Raw genomic sequence first — 20,295 nt, 5'->3', positions numbered from 1 at the left:
GTGAGGAATCCTTGCCTGCTTCGCTTCGCCAGATACTGCGTCTTCCACTGCCTGCAACAACCCTATGAGCTTATCTTCCACCAGTATCAACCGCCCCGTTCTCGCCATCGTGATGAGCCTTGTCATCGTGATTTTCGGCGTTATCGGATTTCGGTATCTCAGCGTTCGGGAGTACCCCAGCGTGGACCCACCCATTATTACAGTGTCGGCTTCCTATACCGGAGCCTCGGCCGACGTAATGCAGGGCCAGGTAACGGAGCCGCTCGAAGAAGCCCTGAACGGCATTGCGGGCATCAAAAACCTGACCTCCAACAGCCGCGACGGCCGCACCCAGATTACGGTGGAGTTTGACCTCGATGCCGACCTGGAAACCGCCGCCAACGACGTGCGCGACAAAGTATCGGGGGCGCAGGGCCGCCTGCCGCGCGATATTGATCCGCCCATCGTGAGCAAGGCCAATGCCGACTCCCAGCCCATTGTGATGACCTACCTTAGCTCTAGCCAGCGCACGCTGCTTGAGCTGACGGACTATGCCAACAACACGCTGAAAGAGCGCCTCCAGACAATTCCGGGGGTATCGGAAGTGCGGGTGTATGGGGAGCGAAAGTACTCCATGCGCCTCTGGATGGACCCCGTGAAGCTGGCCGCGCTGGGCGTGAGTCCGGTAGACGTACAAACTGCCCTGACCCGTGAAAACGTGGAGCTGCCCAGCGGCGCCGTGCAGGGCCAGAACACGCAGCTCACGCTGCGCACCATGGGCCGCCTCACATCGGTGGAAGACTTCAATAACCTCATTATCCGCAAGGAAGCCGCCTCGCTGGTGCGCTTCTCCGACATTGGCTACGCCGAGTTGTACCCCGAAAACGACCAGACTATATTCAAAGTGAACGGCACACCGATGGTGGGTCTGGCCGTAATTCCGCAGCCGGGCTCCAACCAGATTGACATTGCCGACGAGTTCAACCAGCGCATTGCCCTCTACGGCAAGGATTTGCCGAAGGACCTGGTGCTCAAGCCGGGTTTCGACAACTCGGTGTTCATCCGCAAATCCATCACCGAAGTACAGCATACCATCATCGAGGCTTTCGTGCTGGTGGTTATTATCATCTTCCTGTTTTTGCGCGACTGGCGCTCCACTATCATTCCCGTGGTGGCCATTCCGGTGTCGTTGGTGGGTATTTTCTTCGTGATGTACCTCCTCGACTTCTCCATCAACGTGCTGACGCTACTAGCCATCGTGCTGGCTATCGGCCTGGTAGTCGACGACGCCATCGTGGTGCTGGAGAATATTTATTCGCGCATTGAGGAAGGAGAAGACCCCAAAACGGCGGCCATCAAAGGCTCCGAAGAAATTCTGATGGCTGTTATCAGCACCACGGTGGTGCTGGCGGCCGTGTTCCTGCCCGTCGTGTTCCTGACGGGTATCACGGGCCGCCTCTTCCGGGAGTTTGGCATCGTGGTAGCCGGCTCGGTCCTGATTTCCGCCTTCGTTTCGCTGACGCTGACGCCCATGATGTGCTCGGTACTGCTCAAACGGCAGGAAAAGCATAACTGGTTTTACCGCAAAACCGAGCCGTTTTTTGTCAGCATGATTAGCGGGTACCAAGGCAGCCTCCAGACTTTTCTGCGCAACCGCTGGCTGGCCTGGCTAATGGTGGTGGGTACGGGCGTGGGCATCTGGTTTTTCATGAAGGTGATTCCTTCGGAGCTGGCTCCGGTGGAAGACCGCAGCCGCATCAACGTGAATGCCACGGGTCCGGAAGGGGCTTCATTTGAGTTTATGGATGCCTACATGACCCAGGTTTCCCAATTGGCCCAGGACTCTTCGGGCAGCAGCCTGAGCAGTGTTTTTGCCGTCACGTCGCCCGGCTTCGGTGGGGGCTCCAACTCGGGTATTGCCCGGGTGCTGCTCGTGGAAGCCGATGAGCGGGGCCGTAGCCAGGACCAGGTGGCCGCCGGCCTCAGCTCCGGCGTGAAACGCCTTTCCGCCGCTCGTACCTCCGTGTCGCAGGACCAGAGTATCGGCGGCGGCGGCGGTGGCTTGCCGGTGCAGTTCGTAATTCAGACCCAGGATTTCGAGAAACTGCGCGCGGCCGTACCTAAGTTTCTGGACGCAGCCCGCCAGGACCCCACCTTCCAGTTTGTGGACGTGAACCTGAAATTCAATAAGCCCGAGCTGCGCGTCAACATCGACCGCGAAAAGGCCCAGAGCCTGGGCGTATCGGTGCAGAGCATCAGCCAGACCCTGCAAGCGGGCCTCAGCGGCCAGCGCTTTGGCTACTTTATCCGGGAGGGCAAGCAGTATCAGATTATCGGGCAGGTGGCCCGCGAAGACCGCAACCAGCCGCTGGATGTGCGTTTGCTGTCGGTGAAGAACAACGAAGGCCAGCTCGTGCAGCTCGACAACGTGATTCGCCTCACCGAAAGCAGCACGCCGCCCCAGCTCTACCGCTTCAACCGCTACAACTCGGCTACGTTCTCGGCCTCGCTGGCCCCCGGCAAAACCCTAGGCGACGGCATCGCGGCAATGGAAGCCCTGGCCGAAAAAAATCTTGACGATACGTTTTCAACCGAGCTGTCGGGCGCTTCGCGCGACTTTCAGGAAAGCTCCTCCTCACTCCTGTTTGCCTTCGGCCTGGCCCTGGTGCTGATCTATCTGGTGCTGGCGGCACAGTTTGAAAGCTTCCGCGACCCGGTAATCATTATGGTAACGGTGCCGCTGGCCCTGTCGGGAGCCCTGCTCAGTTTGTGGTACTTCAACCAGTCGCTGAACCTCTTCTCCCAGATCGGCATCATTATGCTGGTGGGGCTGGTGACTAAAAACGGCATCCTGATTGTGGAGTTTGCCAACCAGCGCGTGGAGCAAGGCGTGGACTACATGACCGGCCTCGTGGAAGGTGCCACGGCTCGCTTCCGCCCTATTCTGATGACTTCGCTATGCGCCATTCTGGGCATTTTGCCCATTGCTATTGCCACCGGCGCGGGGGCACTGAGCCGGCGGGCTATGGGTATCGGGGTGGTAGGCGGGCTGTTTTTTGCTACCGGCCTCACGCTCTACGTAGTGCCGGTCATGTATTCCTATTTCGCCACGGCCAAGAAGCACAGTAAGAAGAAGGACGAGCCCCAAGAAGCCGTAACGGCGTAAGCGGCGCTTTTCCTCGCTCCAGAGGGCGCAGCCGCACCCTACCTCTAGCCCTTCCTTATCTGGGGAGGGGAACTAGCCATTTAGCTCCAGCATAGTTTCCCGAATGCAGTTTCGATCCTATATCTCCCGGTTGCTGAGTGCCGCTTTTCTGGCGCTTCCATTTGCTTCCATGGCCCAGCAGCCCGTGCTTATGCCGCGGCAGACCGCCCAGCCCCAGACGGTGGCCCCCGCCGCGCCGCTCACGTTGGCGCAAGCCATCCAGATTGGGCTAGAAAACAACTATAACATTCGGCTTTCGCGCACCGACGAGCAGATTGCGGATAACAACGTGACGCGCGGCAACGCCGGCCAGCTACCGGTAGTGAACGGCAACTTCAGCCGTAACTTCAACCGTAATAATATCAGGCAGCAGTTTGGCACGCGGGATTCGCTGGGCAATCCTAGCCCGGCCCGCGTCGTCAATGGCGGCACCAGCAACCAGCTCAATGCCAACGTGGCGGCTACCTGGACCATCTTTGATGGCTTTGGAATGTTCATTGCCTACGACCGGCTGCAGGCCCTGAACCAAAGCCAGCAGCTGCTCACGCGGGCCACGCTGGAAGAGACGGTAGGCAGCATCACCGACGCTTATTTCGCCGTCGTGCGCGAATCAGGGACGATTAAGTCGATTGAGGCAGCCTTGAAAATCGGGCAGGCCCGCATCGACCTCACGCAGGCTCGCGTGGATGTGGGCGTGAGTGCCAAAGTAGAAGTTCTGACGGCGCGCGTCGACTACAACGCCGACCAGTCGGCGCTGATTCAGCAGCAGGAAGCCCTGACGACGGCCAAAATCAACCTCAACAATCTGCTGGGCCGCACCCCTTCCCTGGATTTCAGCCCCGCCGACTCCATCGTGGTGAGCCGGAACTTGGAGCGGGACGCTATTGTGCAAGCCATCCGGCAAAACAACCCTCGCCTGCAACGGGCCAAAACGAATATTGAAGTAGCCACTTACGACCGGAAGCTGGTGCGGGCGTCGCGGTTTCCGCAGGTGGGCCTCACCACGGGCTACAACCTCAACCGCAACATCAACAACGCCGCTTTCGCCGGCACGCAGCTCACCTCGAGCACCAACGCTACCCGAGGCCTCAACTACGGCGTAGTAGCTTCCATTCCCATCTTCGATGGCTTCAACCGTACCCGCCTCGAGCAAAATGCCCGCATCGGCGAGGAACAAAGCCAGCTGCTGCTCGACCAAACCCAGCTGCAGCTCGACGCCGACGCCGAACAGGCCTACGCCCGCTACCAAAACCGCCTGCAGCTGCTGGATCTGGAAGAGGCCAATATCCTGCTGGCCCGCGAAAACGTAGCCATTGCCCTGGAGCGCTACCGGCTGGGGCTGCTCACACCACTGGTGCTGCGCGAGGCCCAGCGCACCCAGCTCGACGCGGAAGTACGCCTGCTTGACATTCGCTACCAGGCCAAGCAAGCCGAAACCACGCTGCGCCGGCTGAGTGGCGGCCTAGTGCAGGAACCCGCCACTCGCTAATCCGTTTCGGGCAGAGCTGGTCCTAGCTAGTACCACAGTCAACTTCTTGTGCCGCTTAAGTTGCGAAAGCCGCCTACCTTGCGCACTACTTCCCTTATCCCCCATGCGCGCCCCCGATCCAACTGTTCTGACTCTGCAATTTCGCGCCGACCTGGGCATTCTGACGGCGCGTTGGCTAGGCGCTGCGCCACTGGCAGATCTGCAGGCGGGGCACCACGCAATGCTGGATGCTGCGCTGGAACACCAGATGCACCGCTGGCTGATGGACCGCCGCCGCTCTACTCCCGATGTGGCTATTGCAACCTGGGTCAGTCAGGAGTGGCTGCCGGCTGCGGCTGCGCAGCTCACAAGCCAACTGCGGCTGGCATCTCTGGTTTCGCCGGAGCTATGGCAGGCCATCAGTAGCCAGGCGGGCCTGCGGGAGGCGGCGGCCCTGGTGCTTAGGCCTAATCAGCCTTTTCTGGTGAAGGTATTTACCGACGAAGGAGAAGCCGTGCGCTGGCTGATGGAAACCGGGCTGTAAGCCTACGAGGGTGCTCCTCAAACAGAACCAGCTATTTCACTGCCGCCGCCCGCAATTGTTGCAGGGCTGCCTGGGTTTCCCTCTGTTTGGCGGCTTCTTTCTCGTCTTCGTCTTTGGGCTGCTTGGGCACCGAGCCGAAAAAGCCTAAGATATTCTGCTTTTGTGGCCCGCTTACACCTTCAAATTTACCTTTGGCAAGTTGTCGCACCCATTCGCCGTAGGTTTCGTCGGCTAAGGCGTATTCGCCGGCCTTAGTTTCGTGGCCGGTGTCGAAATCGGCGTTGACCAGCAACGGACTGGCAGCAGTAGTATCCTTGGGCTGCTGCTCTACCAGGGCACAGTAGTTCACGATAACTTGTCGGAAGCTGGCCTTGAATAGCTCCTGCGCTTCGGGCGTGGGGGGCCGGAAAGCAAAGGGAGCCAGCGGCCCTATTTTGGGCAGCACCCGCACAAAATACGACAGCACCCGCGCCCCGGTGCCGGGGTGCTCATAGGCCGTGCCATATTGCTTCCGAAACTGCCGCTCACTCTCGGTATACACATATTCGCGCCTCCGCGCCCGAGGGCTCAGCTCCCGAATCTCCTTCTTTTGCGAATGCCACGCCGCCCGGCTGGCCACCGGGATGAGCTGGCGCACCGCAAACCGAAACGAGCCGATGCTCAAATCGACATTGAAAATCACTTGGCCCAGCTCCAAGCCGTAGGTTTTCTTGAACGCCGTTTCGAGCACCCGCTTACTCACCTGAAACCCCACGGCGCGCTGGTAGTCGCTGGTGCGGTAGCGGCCGGCCGCCACCTGCACTACATCGAAAGCAAACTCCAGCTGGGTATGCTGCTTGGGCGCTTCGACATAGGTAATAGTTTTGCCAAACTGCTTACCCAGTTCCGGATATACCAGCGGCATGGCTTTGTTGGTCCCGGCCGGATGGCCACTAAGGTCGGCGGCATAGTGGGCCAGTGCGCCCAAGGCAAATGCGTATTCGTTGGAGTCCTGGGCCTCGTCGAGCAGGTTGCGCACAAAGTCGCCGCTGCGCACGTAGTGGGTCAGATTGGTAAAAAGCTCCGAACCGAAGGGATAAAAGCCCATATCCTGGATAATGGAGCCCCCATAGGCGTACGATTTCGCTTCCAGCACCTGTTCATCAGTAGCGCCGGGGTAGCGGCGCTGCAGCAGCGGCGCCAAGCAGCGCTTCCAGGTCGAATCGATAGTGGCTTGGTGCGTGAGCACTGAGTAGCCGGCAGCGGAAAGCGGCGCGAGCAGCAGGGCCCAGACGCTACAAAAGACCCATTTGAGCATGCAATAGGAAGCCTCCGCGCAGGACGACGGTGTCGGGGTGGGAAGCCTTGACTGTACGCGAAAGCTGAACCGGAGTTGTAGCCGCGTCCGCCGGAACCGGGGCACTTTTCAAGCAGAAAGGCAACGACCAGGGGCCGTTGCCTTTGCATTCCAAACCCAATCGATTCCTGCGTTTCAAGTAGTGCGCCCCGTGTAGCGTGGCGCTGCTACTTACCACCAGCGGGTAGCATCACCTTCAGCTTCACCGAATAGAGCCGCCCGATGAAAGGAGAAGCCACAAACTCCCGCACCTTCGAGTCGAACAGGTTGCTGACCTGGAGCGGTTGGCGCGGTAGCCGGCACGCACGTCCACGGTGGTGAAACCTGCGAGCGGGCCGTAGTTCCAGGCGCGGCCGTAGCGGGCGTTTTCCTTGAGTTTGAGGTCCGCGTTTTCCGCCGCCGCCACGTTGATACCGGAGAAGAAATCGTAGGCCTGCACCCAGCGCGTAAACACCGAGCCGAAGAACTTTTTCTGGCTATAGTTCACGGCCAGACTCATCTTGTGGGCGGGTGTATTGATGGGCAAATCGACCTGGGCCTGCACTTTTCCGTCCTTGTTGCCGTCGTTGCGCAGGTCGCCGGTATCGAGCTTGTAGCCAAACCAGGAATAATTCAGGGCCAGGCTCAGCGCGTTGCTCAGGTAGTAGCTCAACCCCAGATCGGCACCTTAGGTATCGACTTTGCCGAAGTTGACATAGGTCAGCACGGTGGCGGCCCCGGCCTCGGGCGTGCCGGGCACCACGTCGCTCATGGGCGTGTTGCCGCGCTTGGTTACGGTAATCTTGTTGGCTGCGGAAGCAATGTTAATGGCCGGACTCAGAAAGTTCTCCGACACGTTGTAATAGGCATTGGCATCGACGAAAAACTTCGGCGTCACCCGGCCTTTGTAGCCCACTTCCACCGAGGTGCTGGTTTGCACCTTGAGCTTTTCTATCGTGGTGCCATTGCTGAGCGTGAAGCCCTCGGCGTTGCCCAGCAGCAGCCCGCCAAACAAATAGCCGTCGAGGTTCAGAATGGTGGGCGCGGCAATGCCTTTGCCGTATGTCAGGCGCAACGACTGCTCATTCTTGGTCCAGACCACGCCAGCTTTGGGAATGAAGTTGAAGCCGTAGCGGTCGTGCTGGTCGGCGCGGGTGGCCCCAATGGCTTTGAAGCCCGCCCCCAGCACCCGCTCTATCTGGGTATAGACGCCAATCTGGTTGATGATGATGTCCCCGTCGCGGTCGAAAAGACAGGTCTTGCGGCTGTTGGGCATGTCGCGCTGGTATTGGGTGCCCACTACCACATCGAAGCCCTTAAACTGGTTATTGTACTGCAACTCCCCGTTGATGCGGCGCGAGTTATCCTTAAACACGGCCCCACGCTTCAGGGCTACGCCCGAAGTCATCGTCGTTCCGAACAACTGCTCTTCGTAGGAGCGGCGGCGCGCCTCTTCCTCGCCAAAACCGGCACCCTTGAAGCTCAGGTAGTTTTGGGTGCGCTGGTTGATGGCGTAGGTATCGTCGGTGATGCTCCAGGCATGATATACCTGCGCGAATACCCGTGGCGACACATAGCGGGCGTGCAGGTAGTGCACCTGCCAATCCTTGATCTGGTTGCGGCCGGCGTTGGTCTGGGCCACGTAGCTCGATTGGTTGCCGCCGTAGCTCAGTATCACGTCGGCCTTATTGGTGAGGCTGTAGCACATGGCCGCTTCGCCGTGCAGCGACTTAAAGCTGCGGTCCAGCTCCAGTTCCTGCTCAGCATGAAAGCGGGCCGGGACGGCCGGCGTAGCGGGCGTGGCCGCTTTGGCAAACGCGGTGTTGTTGTAATAGACGGTATCGACGTAGTCGAAGTCCATGCCCTTGGTGTACTCGCCAGTTACCTTAAACGCCAGCTTCGGGCTCAGCACCTGAGCATGCCGTAGCCGGGCCGAAAACACGCTCTGATTGCCCAACCCCAGCGCCACGGTGGTGCCGGCCGAGGTGCGCGGGTCTTTGCTGATGGTGTTTACGAGGCCGTTGTGGGCATTGGGGCCACACAAAGCCGCCGACGGCCCCAGCACCACTTCCACGCGCTCAATATCCTCCTTCACCACGCTACTCAGCGGCCCCAGCGGCAAACCGGTGGCAATGAGCGTGGAGAGGCGCGCATCGTTCATCTGCAGGTTTTTGGGGTTGAAGGCGCTGTTGAAGCCCCGCACGTTCAGGCCCGCGCCCAGCACGCCGGTCCGGATGTAGTCGACGCCTTTCTGGCGGGCCAGCAGTTCGCCCACGTTGAAGGACGGCAGCTCCGAAATCTGGCGGGAATTAATTACGCTGATGGTAGCCGCCGCCTCGGTCAGCTTCTCGGGCCGCCGCGACGCCGACACGACTACCTCCTGCATACCCACCGGAGCCAGACTCAAGCCCACCGTGCCTAGGTCGACAACATCGGTACCTATAGTCACGGTTTTATCGGTGGCCTAGTAGCCGATAAACGAGAAGCGGAATGTCTGCTCACCCGGCGTGAGGCCGGTTAGCTCAAACGCGCCATTGGTGCCCGCAGCAGTGCCTTTGCTGCTCCCCACCAGAATGACGGTGACGCCCGCCAAACCTTCGCCGGAGGCACCATCGGTGATGCGGCCCCGGATGCCGCCACTTTGTGCCACTGCTCCCCACGCTGGGGCAAGAAACAGCAAAATGAGTAGAAATTCAGTGGCCATGTGCTCGTGTTTAGGGGGGATTTTTGCGGGTGTGGAGAGTGTAGGATGAATCTACACGGCTCGCCTACCAGCTGCTTCCCAGCACAGCAGAAAACGAAGGTGAACTTAACCTCTATCCCTTGTTCAACACGAATACAAATACTTTAATATCAATTACTTACTTCCTTTTTCAGCAGCCTGGACTTTATCCGAACGCTTAGGTGCGGAATGCACGACTTCACTTCCTGCAGCAAATCCAGCAACAGCCGCTGCTTGTGCGGATTGCCGAAATGTGGCTGGCCCGAGCTGACCATATTCTCCACTAAGTGGTCATCGTCAATTTCGTTTTCTACGTACTGGCTCACGTTGTAGTACCACTGCAGCGTGGGCAGGTAGTTGGGGCGCGTGCGGTAGTCGGCTTCCTTTTGCAGCAGGTGAAGTTTACGGCAGGTTTTGAGCAGCTTATCATATTTCTCCTGCAATACCAGCGCCTGGAAATACGCCACGAAGAAAATATGCCAGCGGTGGGCCAGAATATCCTTGCTGTTGTCGCGCAGGAAGCTGTCGGCCAGCTTTTCGCCGTCGGCAGGCTGCCCGTTCAGGTTCAGGCACTTCACGTAAAATGACATGAAGCCAATTTTATTCCGCAGGTTATTCGTGTGCTTTAGCGCCGGAAACGACTGCTTCATCAGGCAGAGGGCCTCGTGTATTTTCCCTTGTCGCAGCAGAATAGCACTGTAGTTATTGAGGTAGTGCAGGTGGTCGTTATTTTTCTGCTTAATCGACAAGTAGCCATACTCTTCAGCCTGCTGCAGCACGTCAAATTTGGAGTGCAGCAGCACGCAGTTAGCGCAGTAATTAAACAGAATACGGCGCGAGTAAAATACGCCCTGCCTCAGCAGCATATCCAGCGCGTCATACACGACCTTTAGCTTATCGAAAGCCGAGTAATTAAAATATAAAAACGTAAGCCGCACCACGGCGAAATAGCGGTTCAGTCCATCCAGCGGCTCGTCATAAAACGTATCGAGCAGCCACTGCTCCCACTGCCGGCTCTCGGTCGTATGCTGGGCATACTGCGTGGTGATATCGAGTGTGGCATCATGAATCTTCTGGCTGACGGCGCGGCTTTTCTCGGAGCTACCCCGCTGCCGCTCAATAAAGTGCGACACCGTCTGGTAGTCCTTGTAGCGCATCCGGATGAGCAGAAACTGCCGGTAGCTCAGTGTCAGCTCGTAGAATTTGATAAAGTAATAATCGGGCTTTTCATAGCGGGCAATGGTTTGGAGCAGGGCCTTTTCCTCCCCCGGACTAATGGAGTCGGTCATGATTTTCTGGTCGAGCTGATTGATATGCACCAAGTGCTTATCGACGTCGATGCTGTCCAGGTGCTGCTGTATCCACTGTTTCAGGTTGGAATACTTCCGCTTGTCGATGGCCGTGCGAAACTCGGCGGGCGTGCGCGGGTGCTGGCAATTGTGGGCAATGGTCTGCAGAATCTCGCGGTTGTCGGCATCCTGAAATTACTGTATTTCCGTGAGCCACGCTATTTCGTGGAGCAGAATATCGGAGGCGAAATCGGCGAATTTCTCCAGTTTCTTTTTCATTGGAAACGCAGGAATCGGGTGGAACAGAGCGCCTTCCAAGGCAGTGTTTTCAACAGGTTTTTAAGGGCGTTTTCCCGTTGATCAGTACCAATAAAAAAGAACCGGATTTCGCCGTGCCCGTTTGCCCGAACCCGACAAAACCCGGCGAAAAAATGGCTTATTGGAAATGATATAAAAACGTGATAACCCCGCTGTAAGCAGGTTTTTTGACGTCCTTTATTTCCATCGTGACGTCGATACGTGCTTTGGCAATGCCGCGCAGATCTTTCACCGATAGCAGCTTGGCCCGCAACCGCACTTCGCTGTTCACCGTCACGGCCTGGTTGAAGCGTAAGCTTTCTATTTCATAGTTCACCTGTATTTTCAGGTTTTCTATCTGCACGATCTGGGTCCAGAAATACGGCAGCAACGCAACCGTGAGGTAGCCGTGCGCAATGGTAGCGCCAAAAGGCGACTCAGCCCGGGCCTTTTCCGCGTCGGTATGGATCCATTGGAAGTCCAGCGTGGCGGCGGCAAACTGGTTTATCTGCTCCTGCGTGATGGTGTGGTAGTCCGATACGCCCAACTCCTGGCCTTCGTATTGCTCCAGCTCCTTAAGGCTGGTAATGGTGACGCTGCTCATGCGGTAAGAATAGGTGAAAAAGACGATACGCCTACAAGCGGGTCGTCGTTGAACGGTAACCCGGGCGGTAGGGCCGGATTATTCGCCGACGCAGCGTAAAGATGCGTCTCTACGCTCATTCTATCACTTCATAAACCCTTTTACCAACGCATTAAACTCCGGTGCTTTCTCGTAGTGAGCAAAATGCCCGGCCTGCGGCAGTAGCACCTGCCGGGCGTTCGGCAGCCGCGCCACCCCCGCGGCAGCTACGGCTGCCGTGGTTAGTTTCGGGTGCAATGCCCGGTTCGGAATCAGGAAATCATCGGCTCCGAAGACGACCAACACGGGTTGAATCACCTGCGGCAACCGGTCAAGAATTGGCCCATCGAGCATCCCCGACATACTGTTGACGACGGTTTGGGCATACTGCTCGAAATCGGCGCACCGCATCATGGCCAGCCGCTCCTGTATCCAGAGGTCCAGGGCGGCGGGCATCTGGTAGAAGTTGTACTTGTGATTCATGCGTACTTAGGCTTCGGGCGTATTCCGGATGGATTGCACGGTGTAGAAAGTGCGCAGCAGCTGCTTTTCGGGAGCGGTGAAGGTCTCAAAACCGGCCGGAGCCACCAGCACCAGCTTCTCTATCTCCTGGGGGTATTTCAGCGCCGCCGTCACCGCTATTTGCCCGCCCATGCTGTGGCCCATCAGCGTGACGTGGCGCAGGTGCAGCTTCTGAATAAACTGGTGAAGTACCTCAGCGTAAAATTCCATCGAGCCGGAGTAGTGGCCCTTCGACGAATTGCCGTGACCGGGCAAATCCAGGGCCAGGCAGCGCGCACCCTGGCCAAGCGCCGGAATCGTGCGCTCCCAGGCGCGCACGTAGCTGCTCAGGCCATGAATAAAGATGAGCGTCTTTGGGCCCCGGCCGGCATCTACGTAGGCCACCTGCAGCGAGTCGGCTAGCGTGATGCTGTGCTCGGGCAAGCCGTAGGAGCCAATTACCTGGCGCATCGGAACTGGTTCTTCCGTCTGGAAACTCATGGCCGGGGTGCGGGCTAGAAGTAGAACGACAACTGCGAACAGAAAGCGGGCGACAAAGCTCATACGCTGGCTTTGAGTACTTTTTTATTGATTTTACCGGTATCGTTTTTGGGCAGCTCGGCTACCAGCTCCACGTATTTCGGCACCTTAAAGCGGGCCAGGCTGCCGGCACAATACGCCAGCAGCTCATCCGGGGAAATAGCCGGTCCCTTGGTCACGATAAACGCCTTGCCGACCTCGCCCCAGCGCGCATCAGCCACCCCGACAACCGCCACTTCCGACACACCCGGAAACGTGAGTAAAAACCGCTCGATTTCGGTCGGATACACGTTTTCGCCGCCCGAGATGTACATATTCTTAATGCGGTCCATCACGAAGAAGTAGTCGTCCTCATCCCGTCGCAGCAGGTCGCCGGTACGAAACCAGCCGTCGGGAATGGCTTTGGCGGTGGCTTCGGGGTCGCGCCAGTAGCCGGGCGTCACCACGGGGCCGCGCAGGCACAACTCGCCTGCTTCATTGGGGCCGGCTTCGTGGCCGTGCGCATCGAGTAGCTTGGTTTCGACGTAAAAATTGGTCCGCCCAATGGAGCCAATTTTGCGGATAGCGTCGTCCTGATGCAGGGAAAACAAGTTGGGACCAACTTCGGTGAGCCCGAAGCCCAGGCGGCGGAACTCGTTTCGGCAGCATTGTGCTTAGCAGGTAGCTTTACCCACGTACCCGCCGGCTTGTCCCCGCCGATTGTCGCCCTGCTGGTTTCTTGCCGCCCTCCATGCCCGATATAACAACTGCCACCGATTTACGCCTCCTCGTCGAAACCTTCTACGCCCAAGTGCGCCAGGACGACCTGCTGGCCCCCGTTTTCGCCAGTCGCATCTCACCGCACACCTGGCCCACCCACCTCGACACCATGACCCGCTTCTGGAGTGCGGCCCTACTGGGACAGGCCAGCGGCTACCGGGGCAACCCCGGTGCCCGCCACCTTGCCTTACCCATTGAGGCACCTCACTTCGCCCGCTGGCTGCAGTTATTCACCCATGCCGTGGACGAACTGTTTGCGGGCGAAAAAGCGGAAGAGGTCAAGCTACGGGCAGCCCGTATGGGTGAGATGTTCCAGGCTAAAATCGCTATGGCACGGCAAGGACGCGGTATTCCGTTGCTATAAGCACGACTTCACGAGTGGCATAGGATCGATAAACTAACAAACGTTTGTTTATCTAAACTAGCATCCTTACTTTTAGTAGCCTATTGCCAGAAGTTGCCCCTCGAAACCGCGCAGGAATTCAACCTGACTCTGATTTGGTGTAAACCAATGATTGCCAACGGCGGCGTACCATTCCCCCAGCTGAATGACCAAGAAAGTCAAGAACAATAAGCGCCAGCTGATTCTGGAAGAAGCGGCCAAGCTGTTTAAAGCCAAAGGCTTTGGCGGTACGTCGATGCGGGATCTGGGCGCGCAGGTGGGCATGGAAGCGGCCAGCATGTACAACCACATCAACTCCAAGGACGAGATTCTGGAGCTGATCTGCTTCCACGTCTCGAACACCTACGTGTCGCAGCTGGCCCAGATTGAGCAGACTGAAACTTCCTACGTCGAGAAGATCAAGGCCCTGATTCACCTGCACATCCGGCTCATGATTGAGGATGGCGCGGCCGTTTCGGTGGCCAACAACGACTGGAAGTACCTGACCAACGACAAGCTCGAAGCCTTCAAGGAAGCCCGCAAGAACTACGAAAAGGGCTTTGCGGCGCTGATTGAGCAGGGCATTGCCGCCGGCGAGCTGCAACCCGTGAATACGTCGGTAGCGCTGTTCACCATTCTGTCGGCGGTGCGCTGGGTGGAGCTGTGGTACCGGCCGGGCCGGGGCATCACGGCCGAAGAGCTCGAAGAAAACATCATGACCCTGCTCCTGAACGGAATAGCCAAATAGCGGCTGGTTTTTGGTTGATGGTGTTTGGTTTTTGGCTCCCGATGGACTGCAAATGCAGCCGGCTGTACCAGAATACCACGAGCCAAAAACTAAGAACCAAAAACCAAAAACTACATGAGTCGATTTCATAAAGTCAAGATCAAGCGCATTCAGCGCGAAACGCCCGACGCGGTAGTCGTGTCGCTGGACGTGCCCGCGGAGCTGCGCGACACGTTCCGGTTCACCCAGGGCCAGTACCTCACGTTTCGGCGCGAGCACAACGGCGAAGAGCTGCGCCGCTCCTACTCCATTTGCAGCAGTCCGCTGGAAAACGAGTGGCAGGTAGCCATCAAGAAGGTGCCCGAGGGCCGCTTTTCGTCGTTGGCCGTGGATAGCCTGCAGGTGGGCGAAGAGCTGGACGTGATGCCGCCGGCCGGCCACTTCCACACCCCGCTGCACCCCGACCAGGCCAAGCACTACGTGGCGTTTGCGGCCGGCAGCGGCATTACGCCGGTGTATTCCATCATCAAAACGGTGCTGCTGGCCGAGCCCCACAGCCAGGTGACGCTGATTTATGGCAACCGGGGCCGCAACTCCATCATCTTCAAGGAGGGCATCGAGGCGCTGAAGAACAAGTTCCTGAACCGGCTGAGCGTGTACCACGTGCTGAGCCGGGAGCAGGGTACCACCGATCTGCTGTTCGGCCGCATCGACCAGCAGAAAACCGAGCTGTTTCTCGACAAGATTCTGCCCGCCAGCCAGATCGACGAGTGCTTTATCTGCGGGCCGGAGGAAATGATTCTGGGCGTGAAAGCGGCCCTGACCGACGCCGGTGTGGCCCCGGAGAAGATTCACTTCGAAATGTTTACCTCGGCCAGCAGCGGCAAAAAGGCGGCGGGCCCGGTCCGCCCCCACCCCGCCGGCGCCGACGACAAGCACAGCCAGGTAACCGTGCAGCTCGACGGCACGACCCGGGTGCTGGAGATGTCGTACTACGGCAACACTGTCCTTGATGCCCTGCTCGAAACCGGCGTGGATGCGCCTTACTCCTGCAAAAACGGCATGTGCAGCACCTGCCGCTGCCGGGTGGTGGCAGGCACGGTGGAGATGGACGTGAACTACTCCCTCTCCGACCGCGAACTAGCCAAAGGCTACGTCCTCTCCTGCCAGGCCCGCCCGACCTCGGAAAAGGTGACTGTGGATTTTGACCAGTAGCCGGACCAGTATTTCGTTGAACGTCATTCCGAGCGCAGCCGAGGAATCTCGCGTGCCGACGGTGGAGGGGTAAGCCAACGACGCCAAGCGAGATTCCTCGGCTGCGCTCGGAATGACGTTCTGTCTGGGTTGAGCGTATACAATAGAGTAAAGCCCAAATTTTTCCTTACTTTTAACTAACGATTGTTAGTTAAACATTGTTGAAAGCGCATGGAAACGGTAGAAATCAACCTCGAAGAGCAGTTTCAGGCCCGCATCGACGCGGACATCAGCATTGAGCCCAAGGACTGGATGCCCGATGCGTACCGCAAGACGCTGGTGCGGCAGATTTCCCAGCACGCCCACTCCGAGCTGGTGGGCATGCTGCCCGAAGGCAACTGGATTACCCGCGCCCCCTCGCTGAAGCGCAAGTCCATTCTGCTGTCGAAGGTGCAGGACGAAGCCGGACACGGCCTTTACCTGTACAGCGCCGCCGAAACCCTGGGCACCTCCCGCGACCAGATGCTGGCCGACCTGCACTCGGGTAAAGCCAAGTATTCCAGCATTTTCAACTACCCCACCCTGAGCTGGGCCGATATGGGTACGGTGGGCTGGCTGGTGGATGGCGCGGCCATCCTGAATCAGGTGCCGCTGTGCCGTACCTCCTACGGCCCCTATGCCCGGGCCATGGTGCGGGTGTGCAAGGAGGAAAGCTTCCACCAGCGCCAGGGCTTCGAGATTATGCAGACGCTGTGCGAAGGCGCGCCGGTGCAGAAGGAAATGGCCCAGGAAGCGCTGAACCGCTGGTGGTGGCCCACGCTGATGATGTTCGGCCCCGCCGACGCTGATTCGCCGAACACGGCCCAGTCGATGAACTGGCGCATCAAGCGCTTCACCAACGACGAGCTGCGCCAGAAATTCGTGGACATGATGGTGCCCCAGGCCGAGTTTCTGGGCCTGACCGTGCCCGACCCGGAGCTGCAGTGGAACGAGACCAAGAAAGGCTACGACTTCGGCGGCGTAAACTGGGAGGAGTTCTGGAACGTGGTAAAGGGCAACGGCATGTGCAACAAGGACCGCCTCGGCGCCCGCGTGAAAGCCCACGAGGAAGGCGCCTGGGTGCGCGAAGCCGCCTCCGCCCACGCCAAGAAACGCGCCCGGAAAATGGCGACGCAGGCTGCGTAGTGGCCTCACCCCTAGCCCCTCTCCTAGGGGAGAGGGGAACTAGCTTTTAGTTTTTTTTACTCTAAAAATCAGCTTTACCTAAAGCCCAAGCCAGCTGCTAGAGCTAGTTCCCCATCTCCCTTCGGAGAGGGGGCTAGGGGGTGAGGCCACACCAGAATCATGACCCAATCCGAATGGCCGCTGTGGGAGGTTTTTATCCGCAGCAAGCAGGGCCTCGACCATAAGCACGTGGGCAGCCTGCACGCCGCCGACGCCACCATGGCCATCCAGAACGCCCGCGACGTGTACACCCGCCGCCAGGAAGGCATCAGCATCTGGGTGGTCGAGTCGACGCACGTACACGCCTCCAACCCCGACGATGCCGAGGCCTTTTTCGACCCGGCCAACGACAAAGTGTACCGGCACCCCACGTTCTACGACGTGCCGGACTCCATTAAGCACATGTAGGTAAGCAGCTGACTGCCCGGAGCGGTCAGCTGGCCGCTTTTTACTTTCGCCCTATGCAAGTTGCCCCTTCCGATACGTCGGCGCTGAATGCCTACCCGCCCGAGCTGCGGCAGCTCCTGTTTCAGTACGTGCTGCAACTGGCCGATACGAGCCTGATTCTGGGCCACCGGCTGTCGGAGTGGTGCGGGCACGGGCCGGTGCTGGAGCAGGACCTGGCCATGGCCAACATCGGGCTGGATCTGCTGGGCGAAACCCGCAGCCTGTATCAGTACGCCGCCGAGCTCGAAGGCCAGGGCCGCACCGAGGACGACCTCGCGTTTCTGCGCATCGCCACCCAGTACCGCAACCCGCTGCTGGTGGAGCAGCCCAACGGCGACTTTGCCGACACCATCACCCGGCAGTTTCTGTTCGACAACTTCCACTACCACTGCCTGGTGCAGCTGCGCGCCAGCGCCGATGAGCGCCTGGCCGCCATTGCCGAAAAGGCGGTGAAGGAGGCCGCCTACCACCTGAAATGGAGCTCGGAGTGGATCATCCGCCTCGGCGACGGCACGGAGGAAAGCCGCCAGCGTCTCGACAAAGCCCTGGCCAGCCTCTGGCGCTATTCCGGTGAGCTGACCACGCCCACAGCCACCGAAAAAGCCCTGCAGGCCACCGGCCTCATTCCCGATTACGCCGCACTGCTGCCGAAAATGGAGGCGCACCTGGCGCACGTTTTTGAGGAAGCTACGCTGCCCGTTCCGCAGGGCGTGTTTATGATGACCGGCGGCAAGGAAGGCCGGCACACCGAGCACCTGGGCTACATCCTGGCCGAGCTGCAGTACATGCAGCGCACGTATCCGGGCCTGACATGGTAGCCGCGGCGCCCACCGAAGAACGCGTCTGGCAGCTGCTGGAAGAGGTATTGGACCCCGAGGTGCCCGTGCTCAGCATTCTGGATTTGGGCATCGTGCGCAGCGTGCGGGTGGAGGGCGAGCAGGTGACGGTCAGCATCACGCCGACGTACTCAGGCTGCCCGGCCATGAACACCATTGCCACCGACATCCGGCTGCGGCTGCTGGCCGAGGGCATCACCCGGCTCACCATTCACAACCAGCTCAGCCCCGCCTGGACCACCGACTGGATGAGCCAGGCGGGCCGCGACAAGCTGGAAGCCTACGGCATCGCGCCGCCCGTGGATGGCACCGCGACGGGCCACATGCTCAACCTGTTCGGCAAGGACACGGCCGTGCGCTGCCCGCTCTGCAAATCAGCGCACACGCACCTCGTCAGCCAGTTTGGCTCCACGGCCTGCAAAGCCCACTATCAGTGCGACGACTGCCAGGAGCCCTTCGACTACTTCAAGTGCCACGCGTGAGCTAATCCAGAACGTCATTCCGAGCTTGCCGAGGAATCTCGCGTGCTGACGTCTGAGTAGTAATTCAACATCAGCACGCGAGATTCCTCGGCTTCGCTCGGAATGACAAAAGTCTTTATATCACTTTACTTTCACGGATGATCATCGGAATAATCGGCAGCGGCGCTATGGGCGCGGGCATTGCGCAGGTGGTGGCCACGGCCGGCCACACCGTGCGCCTGCTCGACCAGAACGCGGAAGCCCTGCAACGGGCCGGCAGCGCCCTGCAAGCCAGCCTGACCAGGCTGGCGGAGAAAGGCAAGCTGACCACCGAGGCCGCCGCGGCCACGTTTGCCCGCCTGCACCTGACCCAGGACGTGTCGGATTTCGGGGACTGTGGGCTGGTGCTGGAAGCCATTGTGGAAGATCTGGCGGTGAAGCAGCAGCTATTTCGGGAAGTGGAAATGCTGGTTTCCGACACCTGCATTCTGGCCTCCAACACGTCTTCGCTCTCCATTGCCTCCATTGCCGCCGCCTGCCGGAAGCCGGAGCGGTTTATCGGCATTCACTTCTTCAACCCCGCGCCCATTATGCAGCTGGTGGAAGTCATTCCGGCGGTGCAGACCCGCGCCGGGCTGGCCGAGGAAGTGCGCGACCTGGTGCAAAGCTGGGGCAAGCTGCCGGTGCTGACCAGGGACACCCCGGGCTTTATCGTGAACCGGGTGGCCCGCCCCTTCTACGGCGAGGCCATCCGCATTATGGAAGAAGGAATTGCCGACCTGGCCACCATCGACTGGGCCATGACCGAGCTGGGCGGCTTCCGCATGGGCCCGTTTGCCTTGATGGATTTCATTGGCCACGACGTGAACTACCGGGTTACCGAGTCGGTATTCGCCTCGTTTTTCTACGACCCGCGCTTCAAGCCCTCCTTCACCCAGAAGCGCCTGTTCGAGGCCGGCTACTACGGCCGCAAGTCGGGCCGCGGCTTCTACAGCTACGCCGCCGATGCCGTGCCACCCGAGCCGAACCGCGACGAAACCCTGGGCCGCACCGTACTGCACCGCATTCTGGCCATGCTCATCAACGAAGCCGTGGACGCGCTGGCCCTGAACGTGGCCTCCCGCGAGGACCTGGAGCTGGCCATGACCAAGGGCGTGAACTACCCCAAAGGCCTGCTGGCCTGGGCCGACGAACTGGGGCCCGAAAACGTGCTCAAAACCCTCGACGACCTCTACGCCGAGTACCACGAGGACCGCTACCGCGCCAGCCCGCTGCTGCGCCGCATGGTGCGCCAGAATCAGCTTTTCCTTCAGCATGAGCCGGCCGCTGCCCCACGCTAACCACCCGGCCGAAGCGGTGAAGGAGCACATGCTGCGCCACGACGCTTTCACCCGCCTGCTGGGGCTGGAAATCGACGAGGTGGGCCCCGGCTACTGCCGCCTGCACTTTCGGGTGCGGCCCGACATGCTCAACGGCTTCGGCAACCTGCACGGCGGCGTCACCTACTCCGCCGCCGACTCGGCCTTCGGCTTTGCCTGCAACAGCCACGGCCGCTTCAGCGTGGGCCTGAGCGTGACGATGGACTACCTGGAAGCCGGCCAGCTCCACGACCTCATCACTGTGGAAGCCCGGGAAGAGAGCCTGAAGCATAAAATCGGCGTGTACCAGCTGCGCGTCACCAATCAGCACGGCACGGTGCTGGCCCTGTTCAAAGGCACGGCCTACCGCACCGGCACCGACATTTTGAGCATCCCAACCCAAGAACCAACAACCTAACCACCCC

At 59.5% G+C, this 20,295-nt stretch carries 20 protein-coding genes and 1 pseudogene; 13 read left to right on the top strand and 8 right to left on the bottom strand.

Annotated features, from left to right (window positions below; genetic code table 11):
* Positions 1-64 precede the first annotated feature (64 nt).
* The 3 genes from E5J99_RS09555 (at position 65) to E5J99_RS09545 (ending at position 5,196) form a co-directional block, all read left to right on the top strand.
* The gene (locus E5J99_RS09555) at positions 65-3,145 is read left to right on the top strand and encodes an efflux RND transporter permease subunit (protein WP_135497497.1); all 3,081 of its coding nucleotides are present in this window, start codon (positions 65-67) and stop codon (positions 3,143-3,145) included.
* Positions 3,146-3,248: 103 nt separating this feature from the next.
* Positions 3,249-4,673 (top strand): TolC family protein, encoded by a 1,425-nt coding sequence (locus tag E5J99_RS09550; RefSeq protein WP_135497496.1) that lies wholly within the window; start codon positions 3,249-3,251, stop codon positions 4,671-4,673.
* 103 nt (positions 4,674-4,776) lie between these two features.
* The gene (locus tag E5J99_RS09545; RefSeq protein WP_135497495.1) at positions 4,777-5,196 is read left to right on the top strand and encodes a hypothetical protein; all 420 of its coding nucleotides are present in this window, start codon (positions 4,777-4,779) and stop codon (positions 5,194-5,196) included.
* A gap of 31 nt (positions 5,197-5,227) precedes the next feature.
* On the opposite strand, the gene E5J99_RS09540 is transcribed toward E5J99_RS09545, so the two are convergent.
* The 5 genes from E5J99_RS09540 to E5J99_RS09530 form a co-directional block, all read right to left on the bottom strand.
* Positions 5,228-6,493 (bottom strand): zinc dependent phospholipase C family protein, encoded by a 1,266-nt coding sequence (locus E5J99_RS09540; protein WP_135497494.1) that lies wholly within the window; start codon positions 6,491-6,493, stop codon positions 5,228-5,230.
* A 241-nt stretch (positions 6,494-6,734) separates the two neighbouring features.
* A complete protein-coding gene (locus tag E5J99_RS21850) occupies positions 6,735-7,184 on the bottom strand; it encodes a TonB-dependent receptor (protein ID WP_245318852.1) in 450 nt (149 codons plus the stop codon).
* Positions 7,185-7,199: 15 nt separating this feature from the next.
* Positions 7,200-8,960 (bottom strand): TonB-dependent receptor plug domain-containing protein, encoded by a 1,761-nt coding sequence (locus tag E5J99_RS09535; protein WP_245318850.1) that lies wholly within the window; start codon positions 8,958-8,960, stop codon positions 7,200-7,202.
* 15 nt (positions 8,961-8,975) lie between these two features.
* On the bottom strand, positions 8,976-9,215 hold the full coding sequence (locus E5J99_RS21845; protein WP_245318849.1) for a carboxypeptidase-like regulatory domain-containing protein: 240 nt from the start codon (positions 9,213-9,215) through the stop codon (positions 8,976-8,978).
* A gap of 149 nt (positions 9,216-9,364) precedes the next feature.
* On the bottom strand, positions 9,365-10,555 hold the full coding sequence (locus tag E5J99_RS09530) for a hypothetical protein (protein ID WP_135497493.1): 1,191 nt from the start codon (positions 10,553-10,555) through the stop codon (positions 9,365-9,367).
* On the opposite strand from E5J99_RS09530, the gene E5J99_RS09525 reads away from it, so the two are divergent.
* On the top strand, positions 10,547-10,882 hold the full coding sequence (locus E5J99_RS09525; protein ID WP_135497492.1) for a hypothetical protein: 336 nt from the start codon (positions 10,547-10,549) through the stop codon (positions 10,880-10,882). The two genes, E5J99_RS09530 and E5J99_RS09525, sit on opposite strands and share 9 nt — an antisense overlap.
* A gap of 76 nt (positions 10,883-10,958) precedes the next feature.
* On the opposite strand, the gene E5J99_RS09520 is transcribed toward E5J99_RS09525, so the two are convergent.
* The 3 genes and pseudogenes from E5J99_RS09520 to E5J99_RS09505 all read right to left on the bottom strand — a co-directional run bounded on the left by E5J99_RS09520 (position 10,959) and on the right by E5J99_RS09505 (position 13,105).
* Positions 10,959-11,423, bottom strand: a complete 465-nt coding sequence (locus E5J99_RS09520; protein ID WP_135497491.1) for a MaoC family dehydratase — start codon at positions 11,421-11,423, stop codon at positions 10,959-10,961.
* A 123-nt stretch (positions 11,424-11,546) separates the two neighbouring features.
* Positions 11,547-12,413 (bottom strand): annotated as a pseudogene (locus E5J99_RS22240) (alpha/beta fold hydrolase).
* Positions 12,414-12,502: 89 nt separating this feature from the next.
* Positions 12,503-13,105, bottom strand: coding sequence for an AMP-binding enzyme (locus tag E5J99_RS09505; protein ID WP_135497488.1), 603 nt, complete (start codon positions 13,103-13,105; stop codon positions 12,503-12,505).
* A gap of 107 nt (positions 13,106-13,212) precedes the next feature.
* On the opposite strand from E5J99_RS09505, the gene E5J99_RS09500 reads away from it, so the two are divergent.
* The 9 genes from E5J99_RS09500 to E5J99_RS09460 all read left to right on the top strand — a co-directional run bounded on the left by E5J99_RS09500 (position 13,213) and on the right by E5J99_RS09460 (position 20,288).
* Positions 13,213-13,605, top strand: coding sequence for a group III truncated hemoglobin (locus tag E5J99_RS09500; protein WP_135497487.1), 393 nt, complete (start codon positions 13,213-13,215; stop codon positions 13,603-13,605).
* Between the two features lie 184 nt (positions 13,606-13,789).
* The gene (locus E5J99_RS09495) at positions 13,790-14,371 is read left to right on the top strand and encodes a TetR/AcrR family transcriptional regulator (RefSeq protein ID WP_135497486.1); all 582 of its coding nucleotides are present in this window, start codon (positions 13,790-13,792) and stop codon (positions 14,369-14,371) included.
* A gap of 114 nt (positions 14,372-14,485) precedes the next feature.
* A complete protein-coding gene (gene paaE, locus E5J99_RS09490; protein WP_135497485.1) occupies positions 14,486-15,565 on the top strand; it encodes a 1,2-phenylacetyl-CoA epoxidase subunit PaaE in 1,080 nt (359 codons plus the stop codon).
* 210 nt (positions 15,566-15,775) lie between these two features.
* Positions 15,776-16,729, top strand: a complete 954-nt coding sequence (gene paaA, locus E5J99_RS09485; protein WP_135497484.1) for a 1,2-phenylacetyl-CoA epoxidase subunit PaaA — start codon at positions 15,776-15,778, stop codon at positions 16,727-16,729.
* Positions 16,730-16,888: 159 nt separating this feature from the next.
* A complete protein-coding gene (gene paaB, locus E5J99_RS09480) occupies positions 16,889-17,176 on the top strand; it encodes a 1,2-phenylacetyl-CoA epoxidase subunit PaaB (protein WP_135497483.1) in 288 nt (95 codons plus the stop codon).
* Positions 17,177-17,229: 53 nt separating this feature from the next.
* A complete protein-coding gene (gene paaC, locus E5J99_RS09475; RefSeq protein WP_135497482.1) occupies positions 17,230-18,033 on the top strand; it encodes a 1,2-phenylacetyl-CoA epoxidase subunit PaaC in 804 nt (267 codons plus the stop codon).
* Positions 18,027-18,533, top strand: coding sequence for a 1,2-phenylacetyl-CoA epoxidase subunit PaaD (gene paaD / locus E5J99_RS09470; protein ID WP_135497481.1), 507 nt, complete (start codon positions 18,027-18,029; stop codon positions 18,531-18,533). The genes paaC and paaD overlap by 7 nt, the downstream gene beginning before the upstream one ends.
* Before the next feature lie 137 nt (positions 18,534-18,670).
* Complete coding sequence (locus E5J99_RS09465) at positions 18,671-19,852, top strand: 3-hydroxyacyl-CoA dehydrogenase NAD-binding domain-containing protein (RefSeq protein ID WP_135497480.1); 1,182 nt, start codon at positions 18,671-18,673, stop codon at positions 19,850-19,852.
* On the top strand, positions 19,827-20,288 hold the full coding sequence (locus tag E5J99_RS09460) for a hotdog fold thioesterase (RefSeq protein ID WP_135497479.1): 462 nt from the start codon (positions 19,827-19,829) through the stop codon (positions 20,286-20,288). The genes E5J99_RS09465 and E5J99_RS09460 overlap by 26 nt, the downstream gene beginning before the upstream one ends.
* The last annotated feature ends 7 nt before the right edge of the window (positions 20,289-20,295 follow it).

Source organism: Hymenobacter elongatus (assembly GCF_004745955.1).
Lineage (GTDB): Bacteria > Bacteroidota > Bacteroidia > Cytophagales > Hymenobacteraceae > Hymenobacter > Hymenobacter elongatus.
The sequence above is the reverse complement of the archived record's forward strand: the minus strand, read 5'-3'. Positions and strand labels throughout refer to the sequence as shown.

What these genes read in the sequence shown, in the direction of transcription:
- E5J99_RS21845 (WP_245318849.1), bottom strand. Translation starts at nt 9,215, where the DNA reads ATGGCCACTGAATTTCTACTCATTTTGCTGTTTCTTGCCCCAGCGTGG.
- E5J99_RS09555 (WP_135497497.1), top strand. Translation starts at nt 65, where the DNA reads ATGAGCTTATCTTCCACCAGTATCAACCGCCCCGTTCTCGCCATCGTG.
- E5J99_RS09460 (WP_135497479.1), top strand. Translation starts at nt 19,827, where the DNA reads ATGAGCCGGCCGCTGCCCCACGCTAACCACCCGGCCGAAGCGGTGAAG.
- E5J99_RS09540 (WP_135497494.1), bottom strand. Translation starts at nt 6,493, where the DNA reads ATGCTCAAATGGGTCTTTTGTAGCGTCTGGGCCCTGCTGCTCGCGCCG.
- E5J99_RS09525 (WP_135497492.1), top strand. Translation starts at nt 10,547, where the DNA reads ATGCACCAAGTGCTTATCGACGTCGATGCTGTCCAGGTGCTGCTGTAT.
- paaA (WP_135497484.1), top strand. Translation starts at nt 15,776, where the DNA reads ATGGAAACGGTAGAAATCAACCTCGAAGAGCAGTTTCAGGCCCGCATC.
- E5J99_RS09550 (WP_135497496.1), top strand. Translation starts at nt 3,249, where the DNA reads ATGCAGTTTCGATCCTATATCTCCCGGTTGCTGAGTGCCGCTTTTCTG.
- paaE (WP_135497485.1), top strand. Translation starts at nt 14,486, where the DNA reads ATGAGTCGATTTCATAAAGTCAAGATCAAGCGCATTCAGCGCGAAACG.
- paaD (WP_135497481.1), top strand. Translation starts at nt 18,027, where the DNA reads ATGGTAGCCGCGGCGCCCACCGAAGAACGCGTCTGGCAGCTGCTGGAA.
- E5J99_RS09465 (WP_135497480.1), top strand. Translation starts at nt 18,671, where the DNA reads ATGATCATCGGAATAATCGGCAGCGGCGCTATGGGCGCGGGCATTGCG.
- E5J99_RS09495 (WP_135497486.1), top strand. Translation starts at nt 13,790, where the DNA reads ATGACCAAGAAAGTCAAGAACAATAAGCGCCAGCTGATTCTGGAAGAA.
- paaC (WP_135497482.1), top strand. Translation starts at nt 17,230, where the DNA reads ATGCAAGTTGCCCCTTCCGATACGTCGGCGCTGAATGCCTACCCGCCC.
- paaB (WP_135497483.1), top strand. Translation starts at nt 16,889, where the DNA reads ATGACCCAATCCGAATGGCCGCTGTGGGAGGTTTTTATCCGCAGCAAG.
- E5J99_RS09520 (WP_135497491.1), bottom strand. Translation starts at nt 11,423, where the DNA reads ATGAGCAGCGTCACCATTACCAGCCTTAAGGAGCTGGAGCAATACGAA.
- E5J99_RS09545 (WP_135497495.1), top strand. Translation starts at nt 4,777, where the DNA reads ATGCGCGCCCCCGATCCAACTGTTCTGACTCTGCAATTTCGCGCCGAC.
- E5J99_RS09500 (WP_135497487.1), top strand. Translation starts at nt 13,213, where the DNA reads ATGCCCGATATAACAACTGCCACCGATTTACGCCTCCTCGTCGAAACC.